Source organism: Streptomyces shenzhenensis, assembly GCF_003688995.1.
GTDB lineage: Bacteria > Actinomycetota > Actinomycetes > Streptomycetales > Streptomycetaceae > Streptomyces > Streptomyces shenzhenensis_A.
In genome coordinates this window covers 215,842-238,743 of the sequence record NZ_PENI01000008.1, presented here as the reverse complement: position 1 = coordinate 238,743, position 22,902 = coordinate 215,842, and the positions used below count along the sequence as shown (strand labels likewise).

Genomic DNA, 22,902 nt, shown 5'->3' with positions numbered 1-22,902 from the left:
ATCGCCAGGAACCGCAGGAACGTGATGAACCAGGCAGGGGGCACAGCACATGCCAGCAGCCGCACGCGTCGGCGATCCCACCGGGCATCCCGGGGTGGTCGGCCCGCCCGGAGAGCCCACCGTACTGATCGGCGGGCAGCCGGCGGCCACCGTGGGCACCCCGCATCAGTGCGCCTCACCCGCCGCACACGCCCCGTCGGCGATCGCCCCGCCCGGCAGCTCCAGCGTGCTGATCGGCGGCCGGCCCGCCGCCCGGGTGGGTGACACGGCGGTCTGCGGTGCGCCGGTCACGGCCGGGTGCCCGACCGTGCAGATCGGAGGCTGACCTGATGGGACGTCAATTCATCGGTGCGGGCTGGGCGTTCCCGCCGCGCACGGACGCCACCGGCAGTATCGCGCTGGTCAGGGACGAACGGGAGATCGAGGAGTCGATCCGGCTGATCCTGGCCACCTCGCCCGGCGAGCGTCCGATGCGCCCCGAGTTCGGCTGCGCGCTCGGCGACTACGTGTTCGCGCCCGCGGACGCCGGTACGGCCGGGCAGCTCGCCTACGAAGTGCGACTCGCCCTGGAGCGGTGGGAGCCGCGGATCGAGGTGGCGGACGTCGCCGTACGGTTCGACGAGGCGGACAACGGGGTGCTGTACATCGTCATCGGCTATGCGGTGCGCGGCACCAACGACCCGCGCAACCTCGTCTTCCCGTTCTATGTGATCCCGGACGGTGAGGGAGCGGGCGGGGGATCCCTATGACGCTGCCCAGCCCCAATCTGGACGACCGGCGCTTCCAGGGCCTGGTGGACGAGGCCAAACGGCTGGTGCAGCAGCGCTGTCCCGAGTGGACCGACCACAACGTCTCCGACCCGGGAGTCACCCTGATCGAGGCGTTCGCCACCATGGTCGATCAGCTCGTCTACCGGCTCAACCGGGTACCGGACAAGAACTATCTGACCTTCCTCGACCTCATCGGCGTACGGCTGTATCCACCGACGGCCGCCCGCACCGAGGTCACGTTCTGGTTGTCCGCGCCGCAGCCCGACGCGGTGCGTGTGCGGGCGGGTACGGAGGTGGCCACGGTGCGCACCGAGACCGAGGAGGCGGTGGTGTTCACCACCGGCCGGGACCTGTCGGTGCCGCCGTGCGAGCTGTCCCATCTCGCCACCTGGCCGGCCGTCGGCAACGCCACGGACCGGTCGGAGGAGTTGGCGCTCGGCCGCGATGTGCCGTGCTTCGGCTCCGCGCCCGCCCCCGGGGACTGCCTCTGCTTCGGGCTGTCAGGTCCGGTGCCGGGCTGTGCGGTGGTGCTGCGGCTGGACTGCCGGGTGGACGGTGTCGGTGTCGACCCGCGCCGCCCGCCCCTGCGGTGGGAGGCGTGGGACGGCGCCGCCTGGGTGGCGTGCGAGGTGGAGAAGGACGACACCGGGGGGTTCAACAGGGCGGGCGAGGTCATCCTGCACGTGCCCGCCGGGCACACCGCCTCGCGGGTCGCCGGGCGGTCCGGCGGCTGGCTGCGCTGCCGGCTGGTGGAGGCGGCCGCGGACCAGCCGGCGTACGTGGCGTCTCCGACGGTGCGCCGGGCGAGCGCGTTCAGCATCGGCGGCACGGTGGTGGCCGCGCACGCCGAGACCGTGGCGGAGGAGGTGCTGGGCCTGTCGGAGGGGGTTGCGGGGCAGGGTTTCCGGCTGGCCCGGCCGCCGGTGGTGACGGGCGAGGAGCCGTTCGTGGTGGAAGTGGCGGAGGGTTCCGGCTGGGCGCAGTGGACCCGGGTGGACGACTTCGCGAACTCCACCCCGTACGACCGCCACTTCACCCTGGACCCCAACTCCGGCCAGGTGGACTTCGGTCCCGCCGTCAGGGAGGCCGACGGCACGCTCCGGCTGTTCGGCGCCGTGCCGCCGAAGGGTGCCCCGGTGCGGGTGCGGTCCTACCGTACGGGTGGCGGGCACCGGGGCAATGTGGCGCGGGGCGCACTGCGGGTGCTGCGCAGTTCGCTGCCGTTCGTGGCCCGGGTGGAGAACCGGCGGCCGGCGCTTGGCGGGGTGGACGGCGAGACGGTGGAGAACGCGCGGGTGCGGGGGCCGATGACGCTGCGCACCCTGCACCGGGCCGTGGTGCCGCGCGACTACGAGTTGCTGGCCCGTGAGGTGGCGCCGGACGCGGCCCGGGTGGCGTGTGTCCCGGCCGGGCCGGCCGGTGACCGGGATCCGGGCGACCAGGGGAGCGAACAGGCGGGTGGGGTACGGCTGTTGGTGGTTCCGGCGGGGCGGGGCGATGCGCAGGGGCGGATCCGGTTCGAGGAGCTGATCCCGCCGCGGGACACCCTGGCGATGATCGCGTCGTATCTGGACGAGCGGCGCCCGCTCGGTACCCGGCTGGCCGTGGAGCCGCCGTACTACCAGGGCGTCACCGTGGTCGCCTCGGTGGTGGCGGGCCGTGGCGCGGCGGCCGAGCAGCTGCGGGACGCGGCCCTGACCGCGCTGTACGGCTACTTCAACCCGCTCACGGGCGGGCCGGACGGGCGGGGCTGGCCGTTCGGGCGGCCCGTGCACTCCGGGGAGGTGTTCGCGGTCCTGCAGCGGGTGCCCGGTGTCGACCTGGTCGAGGACGTACGGCTGTTTCCGGCGGACCCGGTGAGCGGGCAGCGCGCCGAGGCCACCGCGAGGATCGAACTCGACCGGCATGCGCTGGTGTTCAGCTACGAGCACCAGCTCCGGGTGAGGGAGGCGTGAGTGCGCGGAGGACTTCCCGGACTGCCGACGCCCCATCCCCTGCTGCATCAGCTCCCCGCGGTCTACATGGATCAGCCGTTCACCGAACGCTTTCTGAGCGCGCTGGACGAGGTGCTGGCGCCGGTGCTGCTCACCCTGGACAACCTGCCCGCCCATCTGGATCCGCGTACCGCGCCCGAGGATCTGCTGGCCTGGCTGGCCGGGTGGGTCGCGGTGGAGGCGGACCCGGAGCGGCCGGTGGACCGGCGTCGCGCCCTGGTGAGCGGTGCGGTGGCCCGGCACCGCGTGCGCGGTACGCGGCACGGGCTGGCGGCTGCCGTACGGATGGAGACGGGCATCGAACCGGAGATCGACGAGAGCGGCGCCACGTCCTGGTCCGATGAGCCGGGGTCGGCGCTGCCCGGGTCGGCGGATGCCTGGGTGCGGGTGCGGCTGCGGGTGGCGGACGAAGCGGCCGTCGCCCCGACGCGGGTGCGGCTGGAGCGGCTGATGGCCGCCGAGGTGCCCGCGCATGTCGCGTACGAGGTGGACGTCGTCGTGGCGTCGGACGGGACGGGTGTGTGATGGTCTGCCCCGAGTGCGGTCACCGCAATGCGGCGCGTACCCGCTTCTGCGGCTCCTGCCAGGCGTTCCTCGGCTGGGATGACGAGGCGGAGACGCCGGACGGCACAACGGAGGGCACGGCGGAACGGACCGGCGACCGGCCGCCCGACGCGCCGGCCCCGACCGCTTCCACGCCTCCCCCGTCTCACCCGTCGCCGCCGCCTGCGCCGGCCGTGCCACCGTCGTCGCCCTCCCCCGTCCCGGCCCCGGCACACCCCGAGGAGCCGACGGCGGCCCCCGTGCGGCCCGAGGGGCCCACCGCGGCACCGGTGCGGCCCGGCGATCCCCGGCACGACGACTCCGGCGGCGGACCGGACCACCGCCCGGACCCGCCGGAGACGGCGGCCACGCCCTCGGCCGCGCCGCCTTGGGCACCGCCGCGGCCGGACACCCCGCCGCGCCCGGCCGCTCGGCGCTGCCCGGCGTGCGGCCGGGAGAACCCGTACGGCCGCAGGCTCTGCGTGAGCTGCGGCGAACTGCTCGACGTCGCGCCCGCTCCGACGCCGGACGTCGCTCCCTCCTGGTGGCGTCGGCTCGTGCGGGGCCGCGGGGAACGTCCGCTGGCCGCCGGGAGCAGGCCCAGGTCCAAGCGTCGCAGGTGGCCCCGGCCGCGCCTGACGCTGCCGGTGCTGCTGCTCGTGCTCGCCGCCGCGGCCTGGCTGGCCCGTTCGCACCTGTCCGACGTGCTCACGTTCACCGAGGACCGCGCCGGTGATCCGAAACCGCTGCACCCGGTGGCGGTGAGTGCGTCCAGCGAGTCACCGGCCCACCGGGCGCAGGCGGCCTTCGACGGGTTCAGCAACCGCTATTGGGCGCCGGCCGGCCGCGGGTCCGGCACGGGGCAGTATCTGGACGCGGAGTTCGACCGTCCCGTGCGGCTGCAGAAACTGCTGATCACTTCGGGAAGTTCGGCGAACGGGGACGAATTCCTGGCCCAGGCACGGCCGTCGGAGATCACCGTCACCCTGATCTCCGCGGAGGGCGCGCGCACCACCAAGGGGATCAACCTCAACGACGCGCCCGGCCAGCAGAGTTTCGACGTGCGCGGCTCGGACGTGACACGGGTGCGGCTGACGGTGGACGCCGCCTACGGGGTCCGGTCCGACCGCCGGGTCGCCGTCGCCGAGGTGGAGTTCTTCGGCCGCCAGTGACTCCCGTCCCGGCCACGAGCAGGTGACCGAGCGGCGGGCGCACCCCCTCGCCGCGCGCACGGTGCGCATTTATTCCCTCACCGACAGTGGCGCAACATATCTTTAACCAACCTGCAATCGATCACACACATGGCGCGAAGAAGGTCACTGGCAACTGTTTACAGTCCTTCCTGAGCTGCTGAAACACCATGAGGAGCGCCTTGTGAGACTACTCAAGACCCGCACGGCGGCGGCCTGTCTCACCGTCACCATGACCATCGCGCTGTCGGCGTGCGGAGGCTCGGACACGACCACGACCGGCAGCGCCGACGTCGCCCCGCCCAAGAACCTCGTCTCGTCCGGCACGCTGACCTACGGCACCGCCGCCACCTTCCCGCCCTTCGAGTCCAAGTCGTCCGGCGGCGACCTCGAAGGCTTCGACATAGACATGATCGAGTCGCTCGCCTCATCGATGGGGCTCGGGACCAAGGCGCTCGACATGGACTTCGACGGGCTGATCCCGGCTCTGGCCGGCCGCCGCACCGACATCGTCAACTCCGCGATGTACATCACCGACAAGCGTGCGGCGCAGGTGGACTTCGTGCCGTACCTCGTGATCGGCGAGGCACTGCTGACTCCGCGGGGCAACCCGCAGAAGATCAGCCAGGTTCCCGAGGACCTGTCCGGGAAGACCGTCGCCGTCACCCGCGGGGCCATCGGCGAGACGTACATGGAGGAGTACAACAAGGAGTTGAAGGAGCAGGGCCTGGCGACGATGAAGATCATGTCGTTGCCGAGCAACCAGGACGCGATGCTGGCCGTCAAGTCCGGCCGGGCGGACGCCTTCGACACCTCCACCCCGGGTGCGGCGACCACGATGGCCAAGAGCAAGGACTACTCCATCGCCGCGACCTTCAAGAACGACACGAAGATCGGCATCGCGGTCCGCAAGGGCGACAAGGAGACGGCGACGGCGATACGCAAGGCGCTCGACCTGTTCGTGCAGTCCGGCGAGTACCGCACCCTGCTGAAGAAGTATCAACTGCCCGCCGAGGCGGACTACTTCGGCGCCCGGTCCAGTGGGTCTCCGGCGGCGTCCGGCTCCGCGTCCGCGTCCGCGTCGGCCGACGGATCGGCGGGTTCCTGAATGGGCGGCTTCCTCGACAAGGCCGTCTCCGCGGACTTCCTCTCCGCCACGCTGCTGACCCTCGAACTCACGCTTCTCTCCATGCTCCTCGGAGTGGCCGGCGGCGTACTGCTGGCCCTCGCCAAGGGCGGCCCCCGCCCGCTGGGCTGGTTCGTGGACGGCTACGTCTGGCTCTTCCGCGGCACCCCGGTACTGCTCCAGCTGATCTTCGTCTTCAATGTCCTGCCGCTCTGGGGCCTCAACTTCTCTCCGTTCACCTGCGCGGTGATCGCCCTGAGCCTCAACGAGATCGCCTACATGGCCGAGATCGTGCGCGGCGGCCTGCTGGGTGTGGACCGCGGTCAGCGCACGGCGGCACACATGCTGGGTCTGTCGGAGGCGAAGATCCTGCGCTGGGTGGTGCTGCCGCAGGCCGCGCGTCTGGTCCTGCCGCCCACCGGGAACCAGTTCGTCGGCATGCTGAAGACCTCCGCGCTGGCCTCCGTGGTGAGCGTGCAGGACCTGATGCTCACCGCGCAGCGGCAGGCCGCGGCCGACTTCGACTACGTCGGCTCCCTGTGTGCGGCCGCCGTCCACTACCTGGTGCTGACGTCCCTGCTCACCCTGGGCCTGCGCTGGATCGAACGGCGGCTCGACGTCACCCGCCGGGCAGCGGCGCGGCGGGAACGGCAGCCGGTCACGAAGCACACGGACACGGCCGCCCTCGACCCCGCGGCCCGCTGAACCCCCGCCCGGCACCGGCCCGGCCGTACGACGACGGCCCGCCATCGCACACCGAGCCCCCTGTTCCCGGGGCGACCCGGACCGAGCGGACCCATGTCCACGAACACGACAGGACCGAGACAGGACAGCGACATGAAGCGTGCCCCCAGTGGTACTCCGACCTCCACCGACACCACGGCCACGGCGTCCGGCGGCTCCTCCACGGCCAAGGCGTCCCGTCCCGGCACGGTCCTGCTGGGCCAGGGCATGACCCGCACCTACCACGCCCGCACCGTGCTGCACGGAGTGGACCTGGCCGTCACACACGGCCAGACCGTGGCGGTCCTCGGCCCCTCGGGCGCCGGCAAGTCGACCATGCTGCGCTGCCTGGCCGGTCTCGAACCCCTCCAGGAGGGAACGGTCGCCTTCCAGGGCGAGTTGCTGTCGAAGGCGGGCACCGCTCCCCGCTCGGCGGGCGGGCGGATCGGCATGGTCTTCCAGCAGTTCAACCTCTTCCCGCATCTGACGGCCGCTCAGAACGTGTCACTCGCCCCGCGCAAGGCCCGGGGCATGCCCACGGCACAGGCACACGCACGAGCCCGCGACCTGCTGACACGGGTCGGCCTTGCCGAGCACTTCGACCACTATCCCTATGAGCTCTCCGGCGGACAGCAGCAGCGCGTGGCCATCGCCCGGGCGCTGGCCATGGACCCGGAGCTGATGCTCTTCGACGAGCCGACCTCGGCCCTCGACCCGGAGTTCACCCGCGAAGTGCTCGCCGTCATGCGGGACTTGGCCGACAGCGGCATGACCATCGTGGTCGTCACGCACGAGATGGACTTCGCCAGGCGCGGCGCGGACCGCGTGGTGTTCATGGCCGATGGCCGGATCGTGGAGGACGGCCCGGCGGAAGATGTCCTGACCGCACCGCGCCAGGAACGCACCCGGCGCTTCCTCGACCAGATACTCAGCGAGTGAGGACATGACGACGATCACCCCCGACGGTACGGGCCCGAAGGGACCGGCATCGGCCGTCGCCCCCGCCCCATGGAGCCTGCGCAAGACGGACTGGGCCTACCAGCAGCTGCGCGAATGGATACTGAGCGGCCGGCTGGCCCCCGGCGAGCGCCTGAGCCAGGAGCGGCTCGCCGGTGAACTGGGCATCAGCCGCGGCCCGTTGCGTGACGCGCTGTCGCGGCTCGCCACCGAGAACCTGGTCATCGACCGGCCCCACCAGAAGTGGATCGTCGCGGAGGTCTCGGTCGCCGACGCGCGCGACGTGTACAACGGCCGCGCCGCCCTGGAGGGCATGCTCGCCGCCGCTGCCGCCCAGGCGGCGGCACCGGAGCGGGCCGCACGCTGCGCGGACCTCGACGAGCTGCTGGCCCGTCAGACCGAGGCGGCACGCGGGGCCGACATGACGCTGCTGCGCCGGCTCGACCGCCTCTTCCACGACACTGTCTACGCGCTCGCCGCCATGCCGGCGTCGCTCGGCGCGCTGGACCAGCTCCGGGCGCGCAGCGACCGCTACATCGCGCTGTACCTGGCGGACAGCGACCGCGCGCACACCTCCGTCGAGGAGCACACCCGCATCCTCGAAGCCCTCAGGAGCGGTGACGCCACGCAGTCGTCGCTGCTCACCCGCGACCATGTGCTCGGCGGTCTGACCGCGCTGGCCGGCGGCATCGGCCGGCAGCAACCCGCCGGAGCCGCAGCCACGGATCCCGACGGCCCCTAGGGCCTCTCGTTTGGATCATGCCGGGCTCGCGGGCCCTGGCACCGCGCCTCGCGGCGTTGTCGTCGGTTGTCAGGGCTCCGCCCTGCCGCCCTCCTCCGCCTTGCGATCCACGGCACCAGACCCCGCTCCCTGATCCGGCCTGATCCAAACGAAAGACCCTAGCCCTGGGTCGTCCTGACGACGCCCGCGGCGTCGCGGTGCCCGTGAGGCGCCGTGCCGCCCGCCCGCGACCCCGCCGTACGCGCCTGACCGCGCCGGCGGCGGGGGCACCCCCCTCGACACACCGACAAGTGAGGAACTGCCCACCGTGCATCACCTCCCCCAGGCCATCCAGCGCCTGTCCATGCCCGAACTCACCGGCCAGATCGGCCAGTCGCTGCGGGACGCCGAACGCGAACTGGAGAACGCTCCCGGCCCCGCCGCGCCGCTGGACGCCACCTACGCCGACACGCACCGCTTCCCGCCGCCGGAGTGGGCGCTGCCCACCTTCGCCGAGGCAGCGGGCGGCCAGGGCATGACGTACACGCCCTACCGCGGTGACCGCGGGGTCCGCGAGGCGGTCGCGGAGAACGTGTCCACCGTGCTCGGCATCCCCGCCACAGGACCCGCCGACGTGATCCTCACGCCCGGCACCCAGGGCGCCCTCTTCACCGCGCTCGCCGCGATCCTCTCCCCCGGTGACCTGGTGCTGCTGCCCGACCCCGACTATCTGTCGACCGAGCGGATGCTGCGCTACTTCGGCGCCGAGGTGCGCCGTATCCCCATGATCTGGCCTCACGAGGGCGAGGCGGGCCGTGGCGCGCGGCCCACGCTGGACCTGGAGGAGCTGAGGCGCGCGGCCGCCCTGAAGCCGCGGCTGATGGTGTTCTCGCACCCGAACAACCCGACCGGCGCCATCTACGACGAGGCGACGATCGAGGCGATAGCCGACGTCGCGCGCCGCTACGACTTCCACGTCATCGCCGACGAGCTGTACTGCCGGCTGGTCTACGACGGCGAGGAGTTCTTCCACCTGGCCGCCCGGGACGGCATGGCGGAGCGGACCGTGACGCTGCTCGGCCCGTCCAAGACCGAGTCGCTGTCCGGTTACCGGCTCGGGGTGGCCGCCGCGCCCGCCGCCCTGATCGACGCGATGGAGGACGTGCAGTCCTGCACGGCGCTGCGGGCGCCGTCCTACGCACAGCACCTGCTGGCCCGTTGGATCGCCGACGACCAGCACTTCCTCAAGAAGCGGCTGGTGGAGTACCAGGCGCTGCGCGACACCACCGTGCGGAAGATCAACGCCTCGTCGGTGATGCGGGTGAACCCGAGTTACGGCACCGCCTACCTCTTCCCCGAGGTGCTGACGGGCGCTTCGGACCAGGCCGTGGCACTGGCGCTGAAGGAGCACGCCGGGGTGGTCGTCAACCCCGGTTACCAGTTCGGGCCGGCCGGCACCGGCCGTATGCGGCTGTGCTTCGCGCAGGACGAGGCCGTCTGGGACGCCGCCCTGGACCGGATCATCGGCGTCGTCTCCTCGGTGAAGGCGGCATGAGCGGCGGCGGGCAGACGGCCGCGGAGGCCGTACGCGGGACGGACCGGCCGGCCGGCACGGTCCGGGCGGCGGCGTACGGCGTGGTGGCGCTGCCCCTGCGGCGCCGGCTGAAGCACACCACCGCGGACACCGACCGACTCGTGCAGGTCGTGCTGCGGCTGGTGCTGAGCGACGGTCGGGCCGGCTGGGCCGAGACCCGCGGCAACGGTGCCTACGCCACGCACCACACCACCGAGTCGATCGTGGCCGCGCTGGCCGCTCTGCCCGCCGTGACCGATCCGGCCTGGGACGACCCGGCCGCGCTGGCCGCGTCCGTGGCCCGCCGCTGCCCGCCGGCCGCGATGCTCCTGGACGTGGCGTACCGCGACGCCGTGGCCCGCGGCCGGGGTGTCCCGCTGGCCGTGGCGCTGCGTGCGGAGTACGGCGGCGCGGCCGCGGCCGGCCGTCCGGCCGGGACCGGCCCGCTCCCGACACACGCCGCGATCCCCTTCGGCACCCCGAAGGAGGCGGCCGAACTGACCGCGGTGGCCGCCGCGTCCGGTTTCCGCCGGGTCAAGATCCGGGTCGGCGGCGACCCCGTCCTCGACTCGGCCCGCATCGCCGCGGCACGCACTGCCGCGGACCGGGTGTCGGGTCCCGGCGCGGTCGTGCTGGCCGCCGACGCCAACGGCGGCTGGGACCCGGACACCGCGCTCGCCGCCACGCCCTGGCTCGCCCGGTACGGGGTCGCCTGGCTGGAACAGCCCACCGTGCCGGGGGACTTGGCGGCCATGGCCCGCGTGCGCGCCGAGTCGCCGGTGCCGGTCTGGGCCGACGAGGACGTGCGCGACGCGGCCGACGTGCGCAAGGTCGCCGCCCTGGGCGCGGCCGACGGGGTCCATCTCAAGCTGGAGAAGGCCGGCACCGTCGCCGCGCTCGCCGAGGCCGTCGACGTGGCGCGCGAACGCGGACTCGACGTCGCGCTGGGGCAGATGGACTGCGGCCGACTGGGCTGTGCGACCACCGCCCACCTGGCCGCCGGACTCGGCCTGGCCGTCGCCGAGTTGTGGGGCTGCGCCAACGTCGACCGTGATCTGGCGGCCGGCCTCGAACTGCTCGACGGGGCGGTCCGGCTGCCCGACACGCCGGGACTGGGCGTGGAGGTCCTCCTCGACCCCGCGCGGCTCACCCCCGTCGGCCGGCCCGGCACACCCGAGGCCGTCTCCGTCCCCCTGCCCGGCCCCGTAGCGACCCATGGGGCGGCGGACCGTCCCGCACGACACAAGGAACGATCCTGATGACCTCTTCCACTCTTCCGCCCGCCGCCACGGACCCCGGAGCCGGCCCCGCCTCCGATGTCCTCGCCCTGCTCACCGCGCTGGTCGCCTGCGACTCCACCACGCCCACCGGTGAGGAGGAGACCACCGCGGAACTGCTCGCCGGGTATCTCGCCGGGGCCGGCTTCGAGGTGGACACCGAGCGGCTGGCCCCGGGCCGGGTGAACCTCACCGCCCGCCGGGTCCTCGGCTCCGGCGGGCCCACGCTGATGCTCAACTCGCACCTCGACGTGGTGCCTGCGGGCGGCGGCTGGACCACGTCCCCCTTCGAACCGACCGTGCGCGACGGACGGCTGTACGGGCGCGGCGCCGCCGACGCGAAGGGCCCGCTGGCCGCGATGGCCTGCGCCGCGGTGGAGCTGGCCCGTGCCGCCGACGCCGGCCTCGCGGACGTGCACGGCGAGATCGTCTTCTCGGGTGTCTCCCAGGAGGAGGGCGACTCGGCCGGCGCCCGGCATCTGGTGGCCGCGCTGCGGGACCGGGGCCGGCTGCCGGACGCGGTGATCGTCGGTGAGCCCACCGGAATGCGTCTGCTGACCGCCCACAAGGGCTCGGTCCGCCCGGTCGTCGAGGTCACGGGCGTCGCCGCGCACGCCGCCACCCCGCACGCCGGGGTCAATGCCATCACCGGTGCCGCCGCCCTGATCACCCTGCTGGAGGAGTACGCCGCCTCGCTCGCGGGACCCGGCCATCCGCTCCTCGGCCCGCCCACCTGCACCCCGGTGCTGGTCTCCGGCGGCGAGGCCCCCAACGCCGTCCCGGAGCGGTGCCGTGTCACGCTCGACCGGCGGCTGCTTCCGGGCGAGACCCAGGACTCGGTGCTGGCGGAGATCGGCGCGGTCCTGGAGGCGTTCGACTCCGGCGGCCACGGCGCCACCGCCGCCGTCGCGGAGTGCGCGCCCAGCACCGGCGGCCCGTCCGAGACGCCGCCCGACCACCCGTTCGTGCTGCTCTGCCGACGGGCGCTGGCCTCCGAAGGCGCGGACGACTCCCTCGGCGGGCTCACCGTCAACTGCGACATGACACACTTCCGCGCCGCCGGGGTGCCCGCGCTGGTCTGCGGTCCCGGACGGCTGGAGGTCATGCACGCGGTCGACGAGCACATCGTCGTCGCCGAGCTGGAGGAGTCCGTCCGGCTGTACCGCGCGATCCTCACCGAGGTGCTGGGCACCCGAGGGCCGGCATGGGTCTGAGCATCGCGCTCGGCCAGGCGCGGTCCGTCCCCGGCGACCTGGCCGCCAACCTGGCCACCGCCGTGCGGCTGGTGCGCGCGGCCGGCGCCGCCGGCGCCCGGCTGCTGGCTCTCCCGGAGCTGTTCACGTGCGGCTACGATCCCGCCGCCATCGCGCGGACCGGACCGGGTACCACCCTCGCCGTGCCCGCCCCGGGCACCGTCCCCGCCGACGGCTCGCCGCTCGCGCCGCTGGCCCGGGCGGCGGCCGACGCCGGGATCTGGGTGGTGCTCGGCGCTGCCCTCGACCGGCCCGGTCCCGGGCCGGTGCGGGAGACAGCACCCTCCGGAGCCGCCCGGCACGACACCGGCGTCCGGTCCGGGCGGCCGTACAACGCCGTCCTGGTCATCGACCCCGCGGGCGCGGTGGCCGGACACTATGCCAAGGCCCATTTGTGGGGCCCGGAGCGGGACGTCTTCGCTCCGGGCACCGGCCTGGTGACCATCGAGGACAAAGGCGTCTCGGTCGGTCTCGGCATCTGCTACGACGCGGGGTTCCCCGAGTTCGCCCGCGCCCACCGGCGGGCCGGCGCGCACGCGGTGCTGTACTGCTCCGCGTTCGCGGAAGGCGACACCGAGTACCGGTACGGCGTGTACCACCCGGCCCGCGCGGTCGAGAACGGCGTCTACGTCCTGGTCTCCAACGCCGTCGGCGACATCGCGGGCGAGCGCTACTTCGGCCGCAGCGGTGCCTGGGACCCCGCCGGCCGCCCCCTGACCGCCCTCGACGACGCGGAGGGCATCCGGGTCGTGACCGTCGATCCGGGCGAAACGGCCCGGGTCCGCCGGGAGTTGCCCTACCTCGCCGAGCTGCGCGCCGATCTGCTGGGGGCCGCGTCACCGCCCCCGGAGGCCATCCGTCTGCGGCCGTCCGCCGCCGCCCCTCTCACCACCGTCCCCCCGTCCACAGGAGATGCCCATGCCGCCCGTCTTCCCCGCCGATGAGTACGACCGCAGGCTCGCCGCGCTGTGCGCGACGCTGAAGAGCGAGGAACTGGACGCCGTCGTCGTCCACACTCCCGAGAACGTCTGCTACCTGTCCGGTCACGCCACGCCCGGCTACTACACCTACCAGTGTCTGATCGTCACCGCCGGGGGCGATGTCGCGGTGCTGACCCGGCAGACCGAGACGGTCAACGCCCGCGAGACGACCCACCTGGACCGCATCGAGGGCTTCGCTGACAGCGCCGATCCGCTGCGGGCGACCGCCGACCTGCTGGCCGAACTGGCCCCCGGCGCCACGGCCGTCGGCCTGGAGACCCGCTCGTGGTTCCTGCCGCCGGAGTCGTACGACCGGCTGAGCGGCCTGCTGGCGGCCGGCGGGGCACGGGTGCGCTCCATCGACGGTGCGCTGGCCGCCGCCCGGCTGGTCAAGTCGCCCGCCGAGATCGAGCAGATCAGGGCCGCGGCGCGGAGCACCGACGCGGGCATGCTCGCGGCGGCCGAGGCCGCGGTTCCCGGCGCGAGTGAGCGCGCCGTCGCCGCCGCCGCGTTCCAGGGCATGATCGCCAGTGGCTCCGAGTACTTCGGCATGGAGCCCTTCGTCGCGTCCGGCCCCCGGGCCGGCACCATCCACGCGAGCTGGTCGGACCGGGTGATCGGCGCGAACGAGGCGGTGCTGCTGGAGATGTCCGCCACCGTGGGCCGTTACAACGCGCCGCTGATGCACACCGTGTGGACCGGTTCGCTGACCGGCGAAGCCGCCGAAATGGCCGTCACCTGCGCCGCCGCGCGGGACGCCGCGCTGGCCCACGTCAGGCCGGGCGGCTCCCCGGCGCAGGCGCACGCGGCGTGCAAGGCCGCCATCGCCGACGCCGGTCTTGCCCACACCTACCGCAAGCGCAGCGGCTACTCCGTGGGCATCGCGTTCGCGCCCGACTGGGGCGAGGGGCATCTGCTCTCCCTCGGCGAGACGGAGGAGAAGCCGTTCGCGGCGAACATGGTGGTCCACGTGGTGCCCACGCTGCGCATCGCGGGCACGGCGGGCATCGGCCTGTCCGCGACCGTCCTGGTCACCGACGACGGGCACGAGGTGCTCACCTCGTGCCCGGTGGGGCCGCAGCGATGACCGCCGACCGCGCCGTCGGCGACCCCACCGCACCGGACGCGCCGGTGCCGCAGGGGGACTACACCAGTGCCCGGGTCGCCGCCGGTCTGGTCCACACCGCGGGCATGACGCCGCGTGCGGGCGGCGGCATGGCTGCGACCGGTGTCCTCGGGGCGGGGCTCGGCGTCCCGGACGCCCGGCCGCTGGCCGCGCTCGCCGCCCGGCGCGCGGTGGACGCGGGACGGAAGGCCGCCGAGGCGGCCGGGCTGCGGCTGGCCTCCGCGGTGTCGATGACGGTGTACGTGGCGGCCACGGCGGACTTCACGGAGCACAGCCGGGTCGCCGACGGCGCCAGCGAGGCCGTACGGGAACTGCTGGGCGGGCCGCCGCCCGCCCGCGCGGCGATCGGCGTCAGCAGTCTGCCGTCCGGCGCGCCCGTGGAGGTCTCCCTGGTTCTCGCCGTCGCGGACGCCGGCCGGCCGCCGGGCTCCGCGTGACGCCGGATACGGTTGCGGCGCGCGCCGGGACAGCCGGGGGAAGGGAGAGCCGGTGAACGAGGACGGCAGGACGGGTGACGCTCCCCCGGCGGCCGTCGTCCTGTCGGGCTTCGGGCGAGTGGGGCAGGCCTACGCCCGCTGGCTCGCCGACGCACACGCCGACGGGGCACCGCTGCGGCTCGCGGCCGTCCGCACCAGCACGGCGCAGTGGCTGCCGCCCCGGGACGCCGACTGGACCTCGCCGCCGCGACCGCTTCCGGAACCGCTGCCCGGCATCGCCGAAACCCTGGCACGGACGCGGGCCACGGTCCTGGTGCAGGCGGTGCCCTCCACCCCCGAGGCCCGCGAGTGGGCCACGGTCGAGGCCGTCACCGCGCTGCGTGCCGGGGTGCACGTGGTCACCGCGGCCAAGGCACATCTCCTCAGTGGCTGGCGGGAGTTGGCAGCCGCGGCGCGGTCCGGTGGCGCGCTGGTCCGGCTGTCCGCCGCGACCGGGGCCGCCCTGCCCGCCGGAGACCTGGCCCGTTCCGGCGTCCGGGGACTCGGCTGCCGCTCGGTGCGGGCCTGCCCCAACGGCACGTCCACCTTTGTGCTGGACCGCCTGGCGGACGGCGGGACGCTGGCCGGCGCACTGGCCGAGGCGCGGCGTCTCGGCATCGCGGAGGGCGACCCGTCGGCCGACCTGTCCGGGCAGGACGCGGCCACCAAGGTCGCGCTGCTCGCCGCGCTGCTGTGGGGCTGGGACGCCTCCGCCGTACGGTGGCGTACCGAACCGGTCGGGGAGGACACGGCCTCGGCGGCGCGCGCGGCGGCGGAGCGGGGACGGCGGCTGCGCGCGGTGGCATCCGCCGCGGCCGACACCCCGCACGAGGTACGGGTCCGGCTGGAGGCGACTGCGCCCGGTGACCCGATACACGCGCTCACCGGACCGGAGAAGGCGGTGACCTATGTGTGCCCGGAGGCGGGTGACATCACGGTGAGCGGCGGCCGCTCCAGCCCCCTGGGCGCGGCACTCGCACTGCTCAAGGACACCCTCGACGTCGTGGAACGACGCCACCACGGATTCCGCTAGGGTCTTTCGTTTGGATCAGGCCGGATCAGGGAGCGGGGTCTGGTGCCGTGGACCGCAAGGCGGAGGAGGGCGGCAGGGCGGAGCCCTGACAACCGACGACAACGCCGCGAGGCGCGGTGCCAGGGCCCGCGAGCCCGGCATGATCCAAACGAGAGGCCCTAGCGCTCCGGCCGGGCTTGCTGTCCTCGCCGGTGCGGTCGAAGTATCAAGCCCGCACACCGGCACACCCCCCGCCGGACAGCGGCCGAGCCGGCCCGTCGATCGAACCGGTCACGGTATGTCCGCGGCGTCGGGCGATGCGAAGTGCGGCTGAGAGCCTGAGGCGGTCCAGCTGTTGAGAAGGCTCAGCGCCTGGGCCGTGCCGGAACCGGGTTCGACGTTGTAGACGCACAGGGTCTGCTCGGCATCGCCGGGAACCTGGAAGGACTCGTACGAGAAGTGGAGCTCGCCGACGAGCGGGTGGTGGTAGCGCTTGCCTCCGTGAGTGCGGCGCAGCACGCGGTGGTCGTTCCACCATCCGCTGAACTCCACTGATTTCAGAGTGAGTTCGCCGACGAGATCGGCGAGCTGGCGGTCGTGCGGGTAGCGGCCTGCTGCGAGGCGGAGGATCGCGACGGTTTCGGCAGCGATCCGCTCCCACTCGTCGACGCGTCGGCGCGCCTCAGGATCCAGGAGGTAGTAACGGGCCAGGTTGCGGTGAGGTGCGGGCAGGGCGTCGAAGTCGGTCAGGACTTCGCGGGCGAGACGGTTGGACGCCAGGATGTCGGTGCGCCGGCCGAGGATGAAAGCGGGCACGTGGTCGAGGGTCTGCAGCATCAGGTGCAGCCCCGGACGGACCCGCTGCGGACCGGCCGGGGCGCGGCGTACCGGCGTGGGCCGCGCCAGCAAGTCGGTGAGGTGCTCACGCTCGGACGGGTCGAGCCGCAGGCTGCGGGCGAGGGCCTCGACGACCTCCAGCGAGGGATGGTGCGCGCGGCCCTGTTCGAGCCGGGTGTAGTACTCGGTGCTCACACCCGCGAGCCGGGCCACCTCGTCACGGCGCAGTCCTGGCACCCGGCGGGGCCGGCCGTCGGCGGGCAGGCCCGCCCGGTCCGGGGTGATCCGGGCCCGGCGCGTGCGCAGGAAATCGGCGAGCTCACGACTGCGGTCATCCATACATCCAGTGTGAGAGGCAGGGGCCGGTCCCGTCCTGTCCTGGGTGGCCCTGCCAGTACCTGCTGTGCGCATACCTGTCCGGTCAGGGCACCTTCCGGCGCCCCGCGAGGGGGGCTGCGGGTGGTGTTCTGGTGGAGGGGCCGACGGCGGCAGGCCGCGCCCCCTCGCACACCCACCCCCTTCGAAAGGTGTTCCCATGACCACGCAGTCACCTGTGCGCCCCCTGGCCGGTCGTGTCGCGGTGATCACCGGTGCCTCCAGTGGCATCGGCGAGGCGTCCGCGGAGAAGCTGGCCGCTCTGGGGGCCCATGTCGTCGTGCTGGCGCGGCGCGTGGAGCGGCTCGCCGATCTGGTCGTCCGTATCGAGAAGAACGGCGGACAGGCTCTGGCGATCGCCGTGGACGTCACCGACGCGGCGGCCGTCCAGGCCGCTGCCGACCGGGTCGCCGCCGAGCTGGGCGGCGCGGACCTGGTCTTCAACAACGCCGGCGTCATGCTGCCCGCGCCGATCGAGGAGCTGGCCCGTGACCAGTGGCAGCACCAGATCGACCTCAACATCACCGGGCTGATGAACGTCATCGGCGCCTTCACACCGCAGTTGGTCGAGGCCGCCGGTGAACGCGGCGTGGCCGACCTGGTCAACACCTCGTCGATCGCGGCGCAGAACATCTACCCGAACTTCGCCGTCTACACCGCCACCAAGGCGTACGTCACCCATCTCTCACGCCATCTGCGGGTCGAGCTCGGCCCGAAGAACGTGCGCGTGGCGGCGATCGAGCCCGGCATCGTCGGTACCGAGCTGCAGAGCCATGTCACCGACGCAGGCGCCCAGGCCTGGCTGGCCGGTGCCAAGGAGACGATCGAGTGGCTCGCGCCGCAGGACGTCGCCGAGACCATCGGTTTCCTCGCGACGCTGCCGCCCCGGGTGAACCTCCAACAGATCACCATCATGCCCACAGGTCAGACCAGCTGAACGTGGGGCTCCCCCGGAATAACACCTGAGCAGCAACGGGGGCCTGCCCCTGGGCCTACACCGATCTCCTGGGCCGCGGGGCGTATGTGGGCTCGGCCAGCTTCGGGGCTCCGTCCGCGGCGATCCACCGGCGAGCGGCGAAGAGGGCGAGCGCGGTGCGGTGTCACGGGCGCGTAGGGCCACGACGGAACAGCAATCGACATGGGGTGGACAGAGGTGTGCCGTCTGATTCCGTGGACGGCCCCGGACGGCCGGCTTGGCCATCAGCCTGGCTCACCCCTGGCGCGCGAGGAGTTGCCCGGAGTCCTGCCCGAAGCCGCCGCCGGGGAGTATCCCGATGGCGACTGGATCGGCAGCCTGACGCTCTGCCTCACGCAGCAGGGCAGGCAGATCCCCTGGTGAACAGCCCCGCGGTCGGCGTCCGGGATAAGCATCAGACGCACAGGGCCAGCGACCAAAGCCCAGAGCTGTTCCCGCAAGACGTTCGTCAAGCAAGCGGCGGGCCGGTCCGAGCGGCAGCGGGCTGACGGGCCGGCTGCCGCTGCTCAGACTGCTGACGGCGCCGGCGGTGTCGAACCATGCGCCGCGTGTGCTGGGAGTGGATGAGTTCGCCTTCCGGAAGGGCTGCACCTACGGCACCGTCCTGGCTGACGTCGAGGCCGGCCGGGGCGGTGAGATCGTCTGCCGGGGGCGGCCGCCGGCCCCGGCGAGGAAGTCGGGTCCGATGGCTGAAACCAAATGGTGGTGCGGTGCGTCTGGAGGTTCACATGGTCGGGCAGCCCGCCCCGTGGAGCGTCCGGTGCCATGAGCCAGGGGGGACAGAACCGATGTCACATATCCGTACCCGCACCAGATCCCGTTACCGCCACCGCGGCCGTCCGTTGGCCCTGCTGGGGGCGCTGCTGATCCCGGCGCTTCTGGGATGCCAGGCGTCGGACTCGGACGCCCAGGACGGGCCGAGCCCGACCGCCGCCGTCACGTCGGCGCCGGCCGGGGAGAACCCTAAGGAGCCCTCACCGACGCCCACTGCCACCGGAGTTGAGGACCCATGCGCGCTGGTCACCCGGCAAGAGGCCGAACAGCTCGCCGGCACACCGCTGAAGCCAGGTAAGGAAACAGGCGACACCTGCACCTACGTCGCGCCCGAGTCCGGGCCGACGGCGCAGGTGGAGATCTTCTCCGGGGAATCGGGGAAGAACTACTACGACGCCGAGCGACAGCTAGGACACGAACTGAAAGCGCTCGACGGCATCGGTGACGAGGCGTACCTGGAGGACGGATCGGTCTTCCTGCGGGTGGACGAGGCATGGGTCTCGATCCGTCTCGTCCGCGGCAACACGGCCTCGGAGAACAACGAGCCGCTCACCGCACTGGCCGGCACGGTGGCCACGCGCCTTTGAACGCGGATCGTGTGACAGCCGGCTGGGCGCGCCGGGCCCGGAGGCGGCATCGACGCCGCTGATGGAACGGCGCGCCTGGCAGGTCGTCGACGGGACCGCCGCGCAGGTCCCGTCGACCGGCAGACCGGCGACAGTACAACCGGTGAAAGAGCCGGTACCGGGCTACACCGCAGTCGACGCGCCCTGGTCGGTCACCGGTGGCCGACAGGCTTCCAGCCAGCGCGCCGAGCAGGCGATATGCGCGGCGGCTGCGGCTGCCGCTGCGGCCGGGTCGCGTTGGGCGAGTGCGTCGGTGATGGCCCGGTGGCCCGCGTCGCTCTCACGTTTCATCGCCGGGCCTTCCGGAAGCAGATACACCTGGTAGGCACGCGACCGATGGCTGAGGACCGTCAGCAGTGACTCGATGGAGGGGTTGCCCGCGACGCGGGCGATCTCGGAGTGGAACCGGTGATTGAGTTCGCTCCCCTCGTCCGGGTCGTCCGTGGCCTCCAGCGCCTCCATGACCGCGATGAGCGCCTTCAGCTCCTCGGGAGTGATCCTCGCCGCCGCCTGCGCCGCGACGTGCGCCTCCAGGACGCGCCGGGCCTCGAACAGTTCCAGAACGCCGTCCAGCGGCAGGAGTTCGACCGTCAGCGACAGGCTGCCGATCATCTCGGCGGGCCGCAGCTGCGAGACGAACGTGCCCGATCCGTGCCGGGACTCGACCACACCGAGCGCGGCGAGCATGCGCACGGCCTCACGCAGGGAGCTGCGCGAGACACCGAGCTCCTCACACAGCCCGGCCTCCGGCGGAAGGCGGTCCCCGGCACCGAGGCGGCCGCTGGAGATCATGCGCCGTAGGCCATGTACCGCCTTCTCGACTGCGGACATCCCATCCTCCTTCATGGCCGGCGGCACCGCCGGACCCACACCCACCTTACCGGCGAATCCGGCACATTGTCCGACCTCTCCGCGATGCCTCTGAGAGTCATCAGACAAATTGCCCGCCGAACCTTGTGTATCTCGCGAACTCCATGCCAACATGCCGCAACACATCAGATCTCTTTTGATCTGCGTCCGATGACATGTCTCCTGGAGCGACGTGAGCAAGACCGATCTCATCACCGCGCCCCGTCCCCTTCTCCTTGCGGACGGCAGGCCCGCGGCGGCCGCCTGGTCTCTGGACCCGCAGGTCAGACACCTCAATCACGGGTCTTTCGGGGCCGTCCCGATCGCGGCCCAGAACGTGCAGGACGAACTGCGCAGGGAGATGGACAGCAATCCCGGCGTATGGTTCCCGCACCTCGCCGCGCGGGTCGCCGAGGCCCGCGGCGCCATCGCCGGGTTCCTGCGGGTCGCGGCGACGGACCTGGCCCTCGTGCCGAACGCGAGCGGCGGCGCGAGTGTCGTCTACGGCAGCGTGCCCGCCAGGACCGGCGGCGAGATCCTGGTCACCGATCACGGCTACGGTGCCGTGAGCATGGGCGCCGAGCGGCTCGCCCGCCGCTGGGGCGGCAGCGTACGGACGGTGCACGTGCCGCTCGCCGCCGGCGAGGACGACGCCTACGAGGCCGTGATGAGCCAGGCCGGCGATCGGACCGGGCTGATCGTGGTGGACCACATCACCTCCGCCACGGCCCGCCGCATGCCGGTGGAGCGGATCGGAGCCGAGGCACGGCGCCGCGGCATCCCGTTCCTGGTCGACGGCGCGCACGTGCCCGGCCTGCTGGAGGACCCGCTGCACGGCCTGGACTGCGACTTCTGGATCGGTAACATCCACAAGTTCGGCTGTGCCCCGCGCGGCTCTTCGGTGCTGGTGGCCCGCTCGCCCTTGCGTGACGAGCTCTACCCGCTGATCGACTCCTGGGGCGCCGAGGAGCCGTTCCCCGACCGGTTCGACACCCAGGGCACCCTGGACGCCACCAGCTACCTCGCGACACCCACGGCGCTCGACTTCATCGAGGACACCTGGGGCTGGCGGACCGCGCGCACCTACATCCGTGAGCTCGCCGACTACGCGGAGCATGTCGTCGGCGCCGCGCTCGCCGAACTGACCGGCCAGGACGAGCCGGTGGACGTCGGCATGCCGGTGGACGCGCTGCGGCTGGTCCGGCTGCCGGACGGGCTCGCCACCACCCGCCTCGAGGCCGACGGGCTACGCGACCGGGTCGCCCGCGAACTGGGCGTCGCGGCGGCGTTCACCAGCTTCGGCGGCGTCGGCTACCTCCGGCTGTCCACGCACGTCTACAACACCGCCGCCGACTACGAGTACTTCGCCGAGAACTGCGTCCCCGTGCTGGGCGAGTGGTCCCGTACCGCAACTGATCGAGGAGAGCGTTGACGATGCTGACCAGAAGAAGGGCCGTAGCCGCGCTCGGCCTCGCGCTCACCGTGACCGTCTCGGGCTGCAGCGCCATGGGCGGCGGAAGCGACGGAACCGTCCGCCTGCAGATGGTGGAGAGCCTCACCAACCCGACCCGTACGGCGTTGCTCAAGGACCTCCTCGCGGACTTCGAGAAGCAGAACCCGAAGATCACGGTCAACCTGGTCTCGCCGCCGACCGCGCAGGCGGACCAGAAGCTGCAGCAGATGCTCCCGTCCGGCAGCGGGGTCGATGTGCTCGAGGTCCGCGACCAGACGGTCGGCCCCTGGTCGAACAACGGCTGGCTGCACGACATGGGCAAGGACCTGAAGAGCTGGCCCGGTTGGAACGACCTCACCGACAAGGCCCGTAAGGCGTCGACGCAGAACGACGGCAAGACGTACTTCGTCCCGTACGGCTTCTACGGCGCCAGCCTGTTCTACCGCAAGGATCTGGTCGCCGGCGCGGGCTTCCAGGCACCGCCGGCGAGCTGGGACGACCTGCTGAAGCAGTCCAGCGCGATCCAGGACAAGAGCAAGCGCCGCTACGGCTACGCCTTCCGGGGCGGGCAGGGCGGCTTCAACAACGTCACGATGCTCATCGGGGCGTACGTCGCCGACCGGATCGACACCTCCAACGCCTACAAGTTGAAGGACGGCAGCTCGATCTTCTCCGCACCGGAGGCGAGCGACGCGCTGGACACCTACCTCAAGATCTTCAAGCAGGGTGCTCCGCCGTCGTCCGTCGCGTGGAGCTACCCGGAGATGGTCGAGGGCTTCTCCAACGGCTCGACGGCCTTCCTGCTGCAGGACCCCGAGGTGATCGCCACGCTCAAGGAGTCCAAGGCGCTCGGCGCGGACCAGTGGACGACGGCGCCCCTGCTCAAGGGGCCGGGCGGCAAGGCGGTTCAGCCGCTCGGCACCGCGGGCTGGGGCATCGCCCAGGGCAGCAAGCACAAGGCCGAGGCCGTCAAGCTGATCGAGTTCCTGTCGCAGGGCGCGGCGTCGACCACGTTCGCCCAGAAGAACAGCCTCGTCCCGATCCTCAAGAAGGCGGCGGAGGACCCGTTCTACCGCACCGGCGCCTGGGCGAGCTACGTCACCATGGCGAACAGCCCTGACACCTATGTCGACGTCACCCAGCCCCGTGACGCGCCGTGGTTCACCGAGTGGTCGCAGAAAGCCGACGCCGATGTGCAGAAGCTGCTGCTCGGCAAGGTGACCGCGAAGGCGCTGCTGGCCGACTGGGACGCGTACTGGACGGCCAAGTGGCAGAGCGAAAAGGGCTGACC

At 72.7% G+C, this 22,902-nt stretch carries 22 protein-coding genes; 20 read left to right on the top strand and 2 right to left on the bottom strand.

The window, feature by feature from the left end; genetic code table 11:
* The first annotated feature begins 49 nt into the window (after positions 1–49).
* The 16 genes from CTZ28_RS15980 to CTZ28_RS15900 all read left to right on the top strand — a co-directional run bounded on the left by CTZ28_RS15980 (position 50) and on the right by CTZ28_RS15900 (position 15,742).
* A complete protein-coding gene (locus CTZ28_RS15980; RefSeq protein WP_121890061.1) occupies positions 50–325 on the top strand; it encodes a PAAR domain-containing protein in 276 nt (91 codons plus the stop codon).
* Positions 326–329: 4 nt separating this feature from the next.
* A complete protein-coding gene (locus CTZ28_RS15975) occupies positions 330–749 on the top strand; it encodes a GPW/gp25 family protein (protein ID WP_121890060.1) in 420 nt (139 codons plus the stop codon).
* Positions 746–2,725 carry a putative baseplate assembly protein gene (locus tag CTZ28_RS15970; protein ID WP_121890059.1) on the top strand — a complete coding sequence of 660 codons (1,980 nt, stop codon included), beginning with the start codon at positions 746–748 and terminating at the stop codon, positions 2,723–2,725. Before CTZ28_RS15975 ends, CTZ28_RS15970 begins: the two co-directional genes overlap by 4 nt.
* Positions 2,726–3,289, top strand: a complete 564-nt coding sequence (locus tag CTZ28_RS15965) for a phage tail protein (protein WP_121890058.1) — start codon at positions 2,726–2,728, stop codon at positions 3,287–3,289.
* A 500-nt stretch (positions 3,290–3,789) separates the two neighbouring features.
* The gene (locus tag CTZ28_RS15960; RefSeq protein WP_259471640.1) at positions 3,790–4,479 is read left to right on the top strand and encodes an NADase-type glycan-binding domain-containing protein; all 690 of its coding nucleotides are present in this window, start codon (positions 3,790–3,792) and stop codon (positions 4,477–4,479) included.
* A 202-nt stretch (positions 4,480–4,681) separates the two neighbouring features.
* Positions 4,682–5,605 carry an ABC transporter substrate-binding protein gene (locus CTZ28_RS15955; protein WP_259471639.1) on the top strand — a complete coding sequence of 308 codons (924 nt, stop codon included), beginning with the start codon at positions 4,682–4,684 and terminating at the stop codon, positions 5,603–5,605.
* Positions 5,606–6,328, top strand: coding sequence for an amino acid ABC transporter permease (locus tag CTZ28_RS15950; protein ID WP_121890057.1), 723 nt, complete (start codon positions 5,606–5,608; stop codon positions 6,326–6,328). It abuts the gene before it with no gap.
* Positions 6,329–6,574: 246 nt separating this feature from the next.
* Complete coding sequence (locus CTZ28_RS15945) at positions 6,575–7,285, top strand: amino acid ABC transporter ATP-binding protein (protein WP_220795347.1); 711 nt, start codon at positions 6,575–6,577, stop codon at positions 7,283–7,285.
* 4 nt (positions 7,286–7,289) lie between these two features.
* A complete protein-coding gene (locus tag CTZ28_RS15940) occupies positions 7,290–8,045 on the top strand; it encodes a GntR family transcriptional regulator (RefSeq protein ID WP_121890055.1) in 756 nt (251 codons plus the stop codon).
* A 307-nt stretch (positions 8,046–8,352) separates the two neighbouring features.
* On the top strand, positions 8,353–9,579 hold the full coding sequence (locus tag CTZ28_RS15930) for an aminotransferase class I/II-fold pyridoxal phosphate-dependent enzyme (RefSeq protein WP_121890054.1): 1,227 nt from the start codon (positions 8,353–8,355) through the stop codon (positions 9,577–9,579).
* Positions 9,576–10,856: a mandelate racemase/muconate lactonizing enzyme family protein gene (locus CTZ28_RS15925; RefSeq protein ID WP_121890053.1), complete on the top strand. Its 1,281-nt coding sequence runs from the start codon at positions 9,576–9,578 to the stop codon at positions 10,854–10,856. Before CTZ28_RS15930 ends, CTZ28_RS15925 begins: the two co-directional genes overlap by 4 nt.
* A complete protein-coding gene (locus CTZ28_RS15920) occupies positions 10,856–12,088 on the top strand; it encodes a M20 family metallopeptidase (RefSeq protein WP_121890052.1) in 1,233 nt (410 codons plus the stop codon). The genes CTZ28_RS15925 and CTZ28_RS15920 overlap by 1 nt, the downstream gene beginning before the upstream one ends.
* On the top strand, positions 12,079–13,071 hold the full coding sequence (locus CTZ28_RS15915) for a carbon-nitrogen hydrolase family protein (protein ID WP_121890051.1): 993 nt from the start codon (positions 12,079–12,081) through the stop codon (positions 13,069–13,071). Before CTZ28_RS15920 ends, CTZ28_RS15915 begins: the two co-directional genes overlap by 10 nt.
* The gene (locus CTZ28_RS15910) at positions 13,046–14,194 is read left to right on the top strand and encodes a M24 family metallopeptidase (protein ID WP_121890050.1); all 1,149 of its coding nucleotides are present in this window, start codon (positions 13,046–13,048) and stop codon (positions 14,192–14,194) included. Before CTZ28_RS15915 ends, CTZ28_RS15910 begins: the two co-directional genes overlap by 26 nt.
* Positions 14,191–14,670, top strand: coding sequence for a RidA family protein (locus CTZ28_RS15905; protein ID WP_121890049.1), 480 nt, complete (start codon positions 14,191–14,193; stop codon positions 14,668–14,670). Before CTZ28_RS15910 ends, CTZ28_RS15905 begins: the two co-directional genes overlap by 4 nt.
* Positions 14,671–14,722: 52 nt before the next feature.
* The gene (locus CTZ28_RS15900; protein ID WP_121890048.1) at positions 14,723–15,742 is read left to right on the top strand and encodes a homoserine dehydrogenase; all 1,020 of its coding nucleotides are present in this window, start codon (positions 14,723–14,725) and stop codon (positions 15,740–15,742) included.
* A gap of 270 nt (positions 15,743–16,012) precedes the next feature.
* On the opposite strand, the gene CTZ28_RS15890 is transcribed toward CTZ28_RS15900, so the two are convergent.
* The gene (locus tag CTZ28_RS15890; protein WP_121890046.1) at positions 16,013–16,897 is read right to left on the bottom strand and encodes a helix-turn-helix transcriptional regulator; all 885 of its coding nucleotides are present in this window, start codon (positions 16,895–16,897) and stop codon (positions 16,013–16,015) included.
* Positions 16,898–17,093: 196 nt separating this feature from the next.
* Here CTZ28_RS15890 and CTZ28_RS15885 point away from each other — a divergent pair, with 196 nt between their 5' ends.
* On the top strand, positions 17,094–17,870 hold the full coding sequence (locus tag CTZ28_RS15885) for an SDR family oxidoreductase (protein ID WP_121890045.1): 777 nt from the start codon (positions 17,094–17,096) through the stop codon (positions 17,868–17,870).
* Positions 17,871–18,697: 827 nt separating this feature from the next.
* Positions 18,698–19,270, top strand: a complete 573-nt coding sequence (locus CTZ28_RS15875; protein WP_183154415.1) for a DUF3558 family protein — start codon at positions 18,698–18,700, stop codon at positions 19,268–19,270.
* A 162-nt stretch (positions 19,271–19,432) separates the two neighbouring features.
* Here CTZ28_RS15875 and CTZ28_RS15870 read toward each other — a convergent pair whose 3' ends face one another.
* On the bottom strand, positions 19,433–20,140 hold the full coding sequence (locus CTZ28_RS15870) for a FadR/GntR family transcriptional regulator (RefSeq protein WP_121890042.1): 708 nt from the start codon (positions 20,138–20,140) through the stop codon (positions 19,433–19,435).
* Positions 20,141–20,351: 211 nt separating this feature from the next.
* Here CTZ28_RS15870 and CTZ28_RS15865 point away from each other — a divergent pair, with 211 nt between their 5' ends.
* Entirely contained in the window at positions 20,352–21,590 is a 1,239-nt protein-coding gene (locus CTZ28_RS15865) for an aminotransferase class V-fold PLP-dependent enzyme (protein WP_121890041.1), read from the top strand.
* Between the two features lie 2 nt (positions 21,591–21,592).
* Positions 21,593–22,900: an ABC transporter substrate-binding protein gene (locus CTZ28_RS15860; RefSeq protein WP_183154414.1), complete on the top strand. Its 1,308-nt coding sequence runs from the start codon at positions 21,593–21,595 to the stop codon at positions 22,898–22,900.
* The last annotated feature ends 2 nt before the right edge of the window (positions 22,901–22,902 follow it).

Excerpts from the sequence above, each read along its gene's own strand:
- CTZ28_RS15980 (WP_121890061.1), top strand. The coding sequence starts at position 50 with ATGCCAGCAGCCGCACGCGTCGGCGATCCCACCGGGCATCCCGGGGTG.
- CTZ28_RS15975 (WP_121890060.1), top strand. The coding sequence starts at position 330 with ATGGGACGTCAATTCATCGGTGCGGGCTGGGCGTTCCCGCCGCGCACG.
- CTZ28_RS15970 (WP_121890059.1), top strand. The coding sequence starts at position 746 with ATGACGCTGCCCAGCCCCAATCTGGACGACCGGCGCTTCCAGGGCCTG.
- CTZ28_RS15950 (WP_121890057.1), top strand. The coding sequence starts at position 5,606 with ATGGGCGGCTTCCTCGACAAGGCCGTCTCCGCGGACTTCCTCTCCGCC.
- CTZ28_RS15945 (WP_220795347.1), top strand. The coding sequence starts at position 6,575 with ATGACCCGCACCTACCACGCCCGCACCGTGCTGCACGGAGTGGACCTG.
- CTZ28_RS15940 (WP_121890055.1), top strand. The coding sequence starts at position 7,290 with ATGACGACGATCACCCCCGACGGTACGGGCCCGAAGGGACCGGCATCG.
- CTZ28_RS15925 (WP_121890053.1), top strand. The coding sequence starts at position 9,576 with ATGAGCGGCGGCGGGCAGACGGCCGCGGAGGCCGTACGCGGGACGGAC.
- CTZ28_RS15920 (WP_121890052.1), top strand. The coding sequence starts at position 10,856 with ATGACCTCTTCCACTCTTCCGCCCGCCGCCACGGACCCCGGAGCCGGC.
- CTZ28_RS15915 (WP_121890051.1), top strand. The coding sequence starts at position 12,079 with ATGGGTCTGAGCATCGCGCTCGGCCAGGCGCGGTCCGTCCCCGGCGAC.
- CTZ28_RS15910 (WP_121890050.1), top strand. The coding sequence starts at position 13,046 with ATGCCGCCCGTCTTCCCCGCCGATGAGTACGACCGCAGGCTCGCCGCG.
- CTZ28_RS15905 (WP_121890049.1), top strand. The coding sequence starts at position 14,191 with ATGACCGCCGACCGCGCCGTCGGCGACCCCACCGCACCGGACGCGCCG.
- CTZ28_RS15890 (WP_121890046.1), bottom strand. The coding sequence starts at position 16,897 with ATGGATGACCGCAGTCGTGAGCTCGCCGATTTCCTGCGCACGCGCCGG.
- CTZ28_RS15885 (WP_121890045.1), top strand. The coding sequence starts at position 17,094 with ATGACCACGCAGTCACCTGTGCGCCCCCTGGCCGGTCGTGTCGCGGTG.
- CTZ28_RS15875 (WP_183154415.1), top strand. The coding sequence starts at position 18,698 with ATGTCACATATCCGTACCCGCACCAGATCCCGTTACCGCCACCGCGGC.
- CTZ28_RS15870 (WP_121890042.1), bottom strand. The coding sequence starts at position 20,140 with ATGTCCGCAGTCGAGAAGGCGGTACATGGCCTACGGCGCATGATCTCC.
- CTZ28_RS15860 (WP_183154414.1), top strand. The coding sequence starts at position 21,593 with ATGCTGACCAGAAGAAGGGCCGTAGCCGCGCTCGGCCTCGCGCTCACC.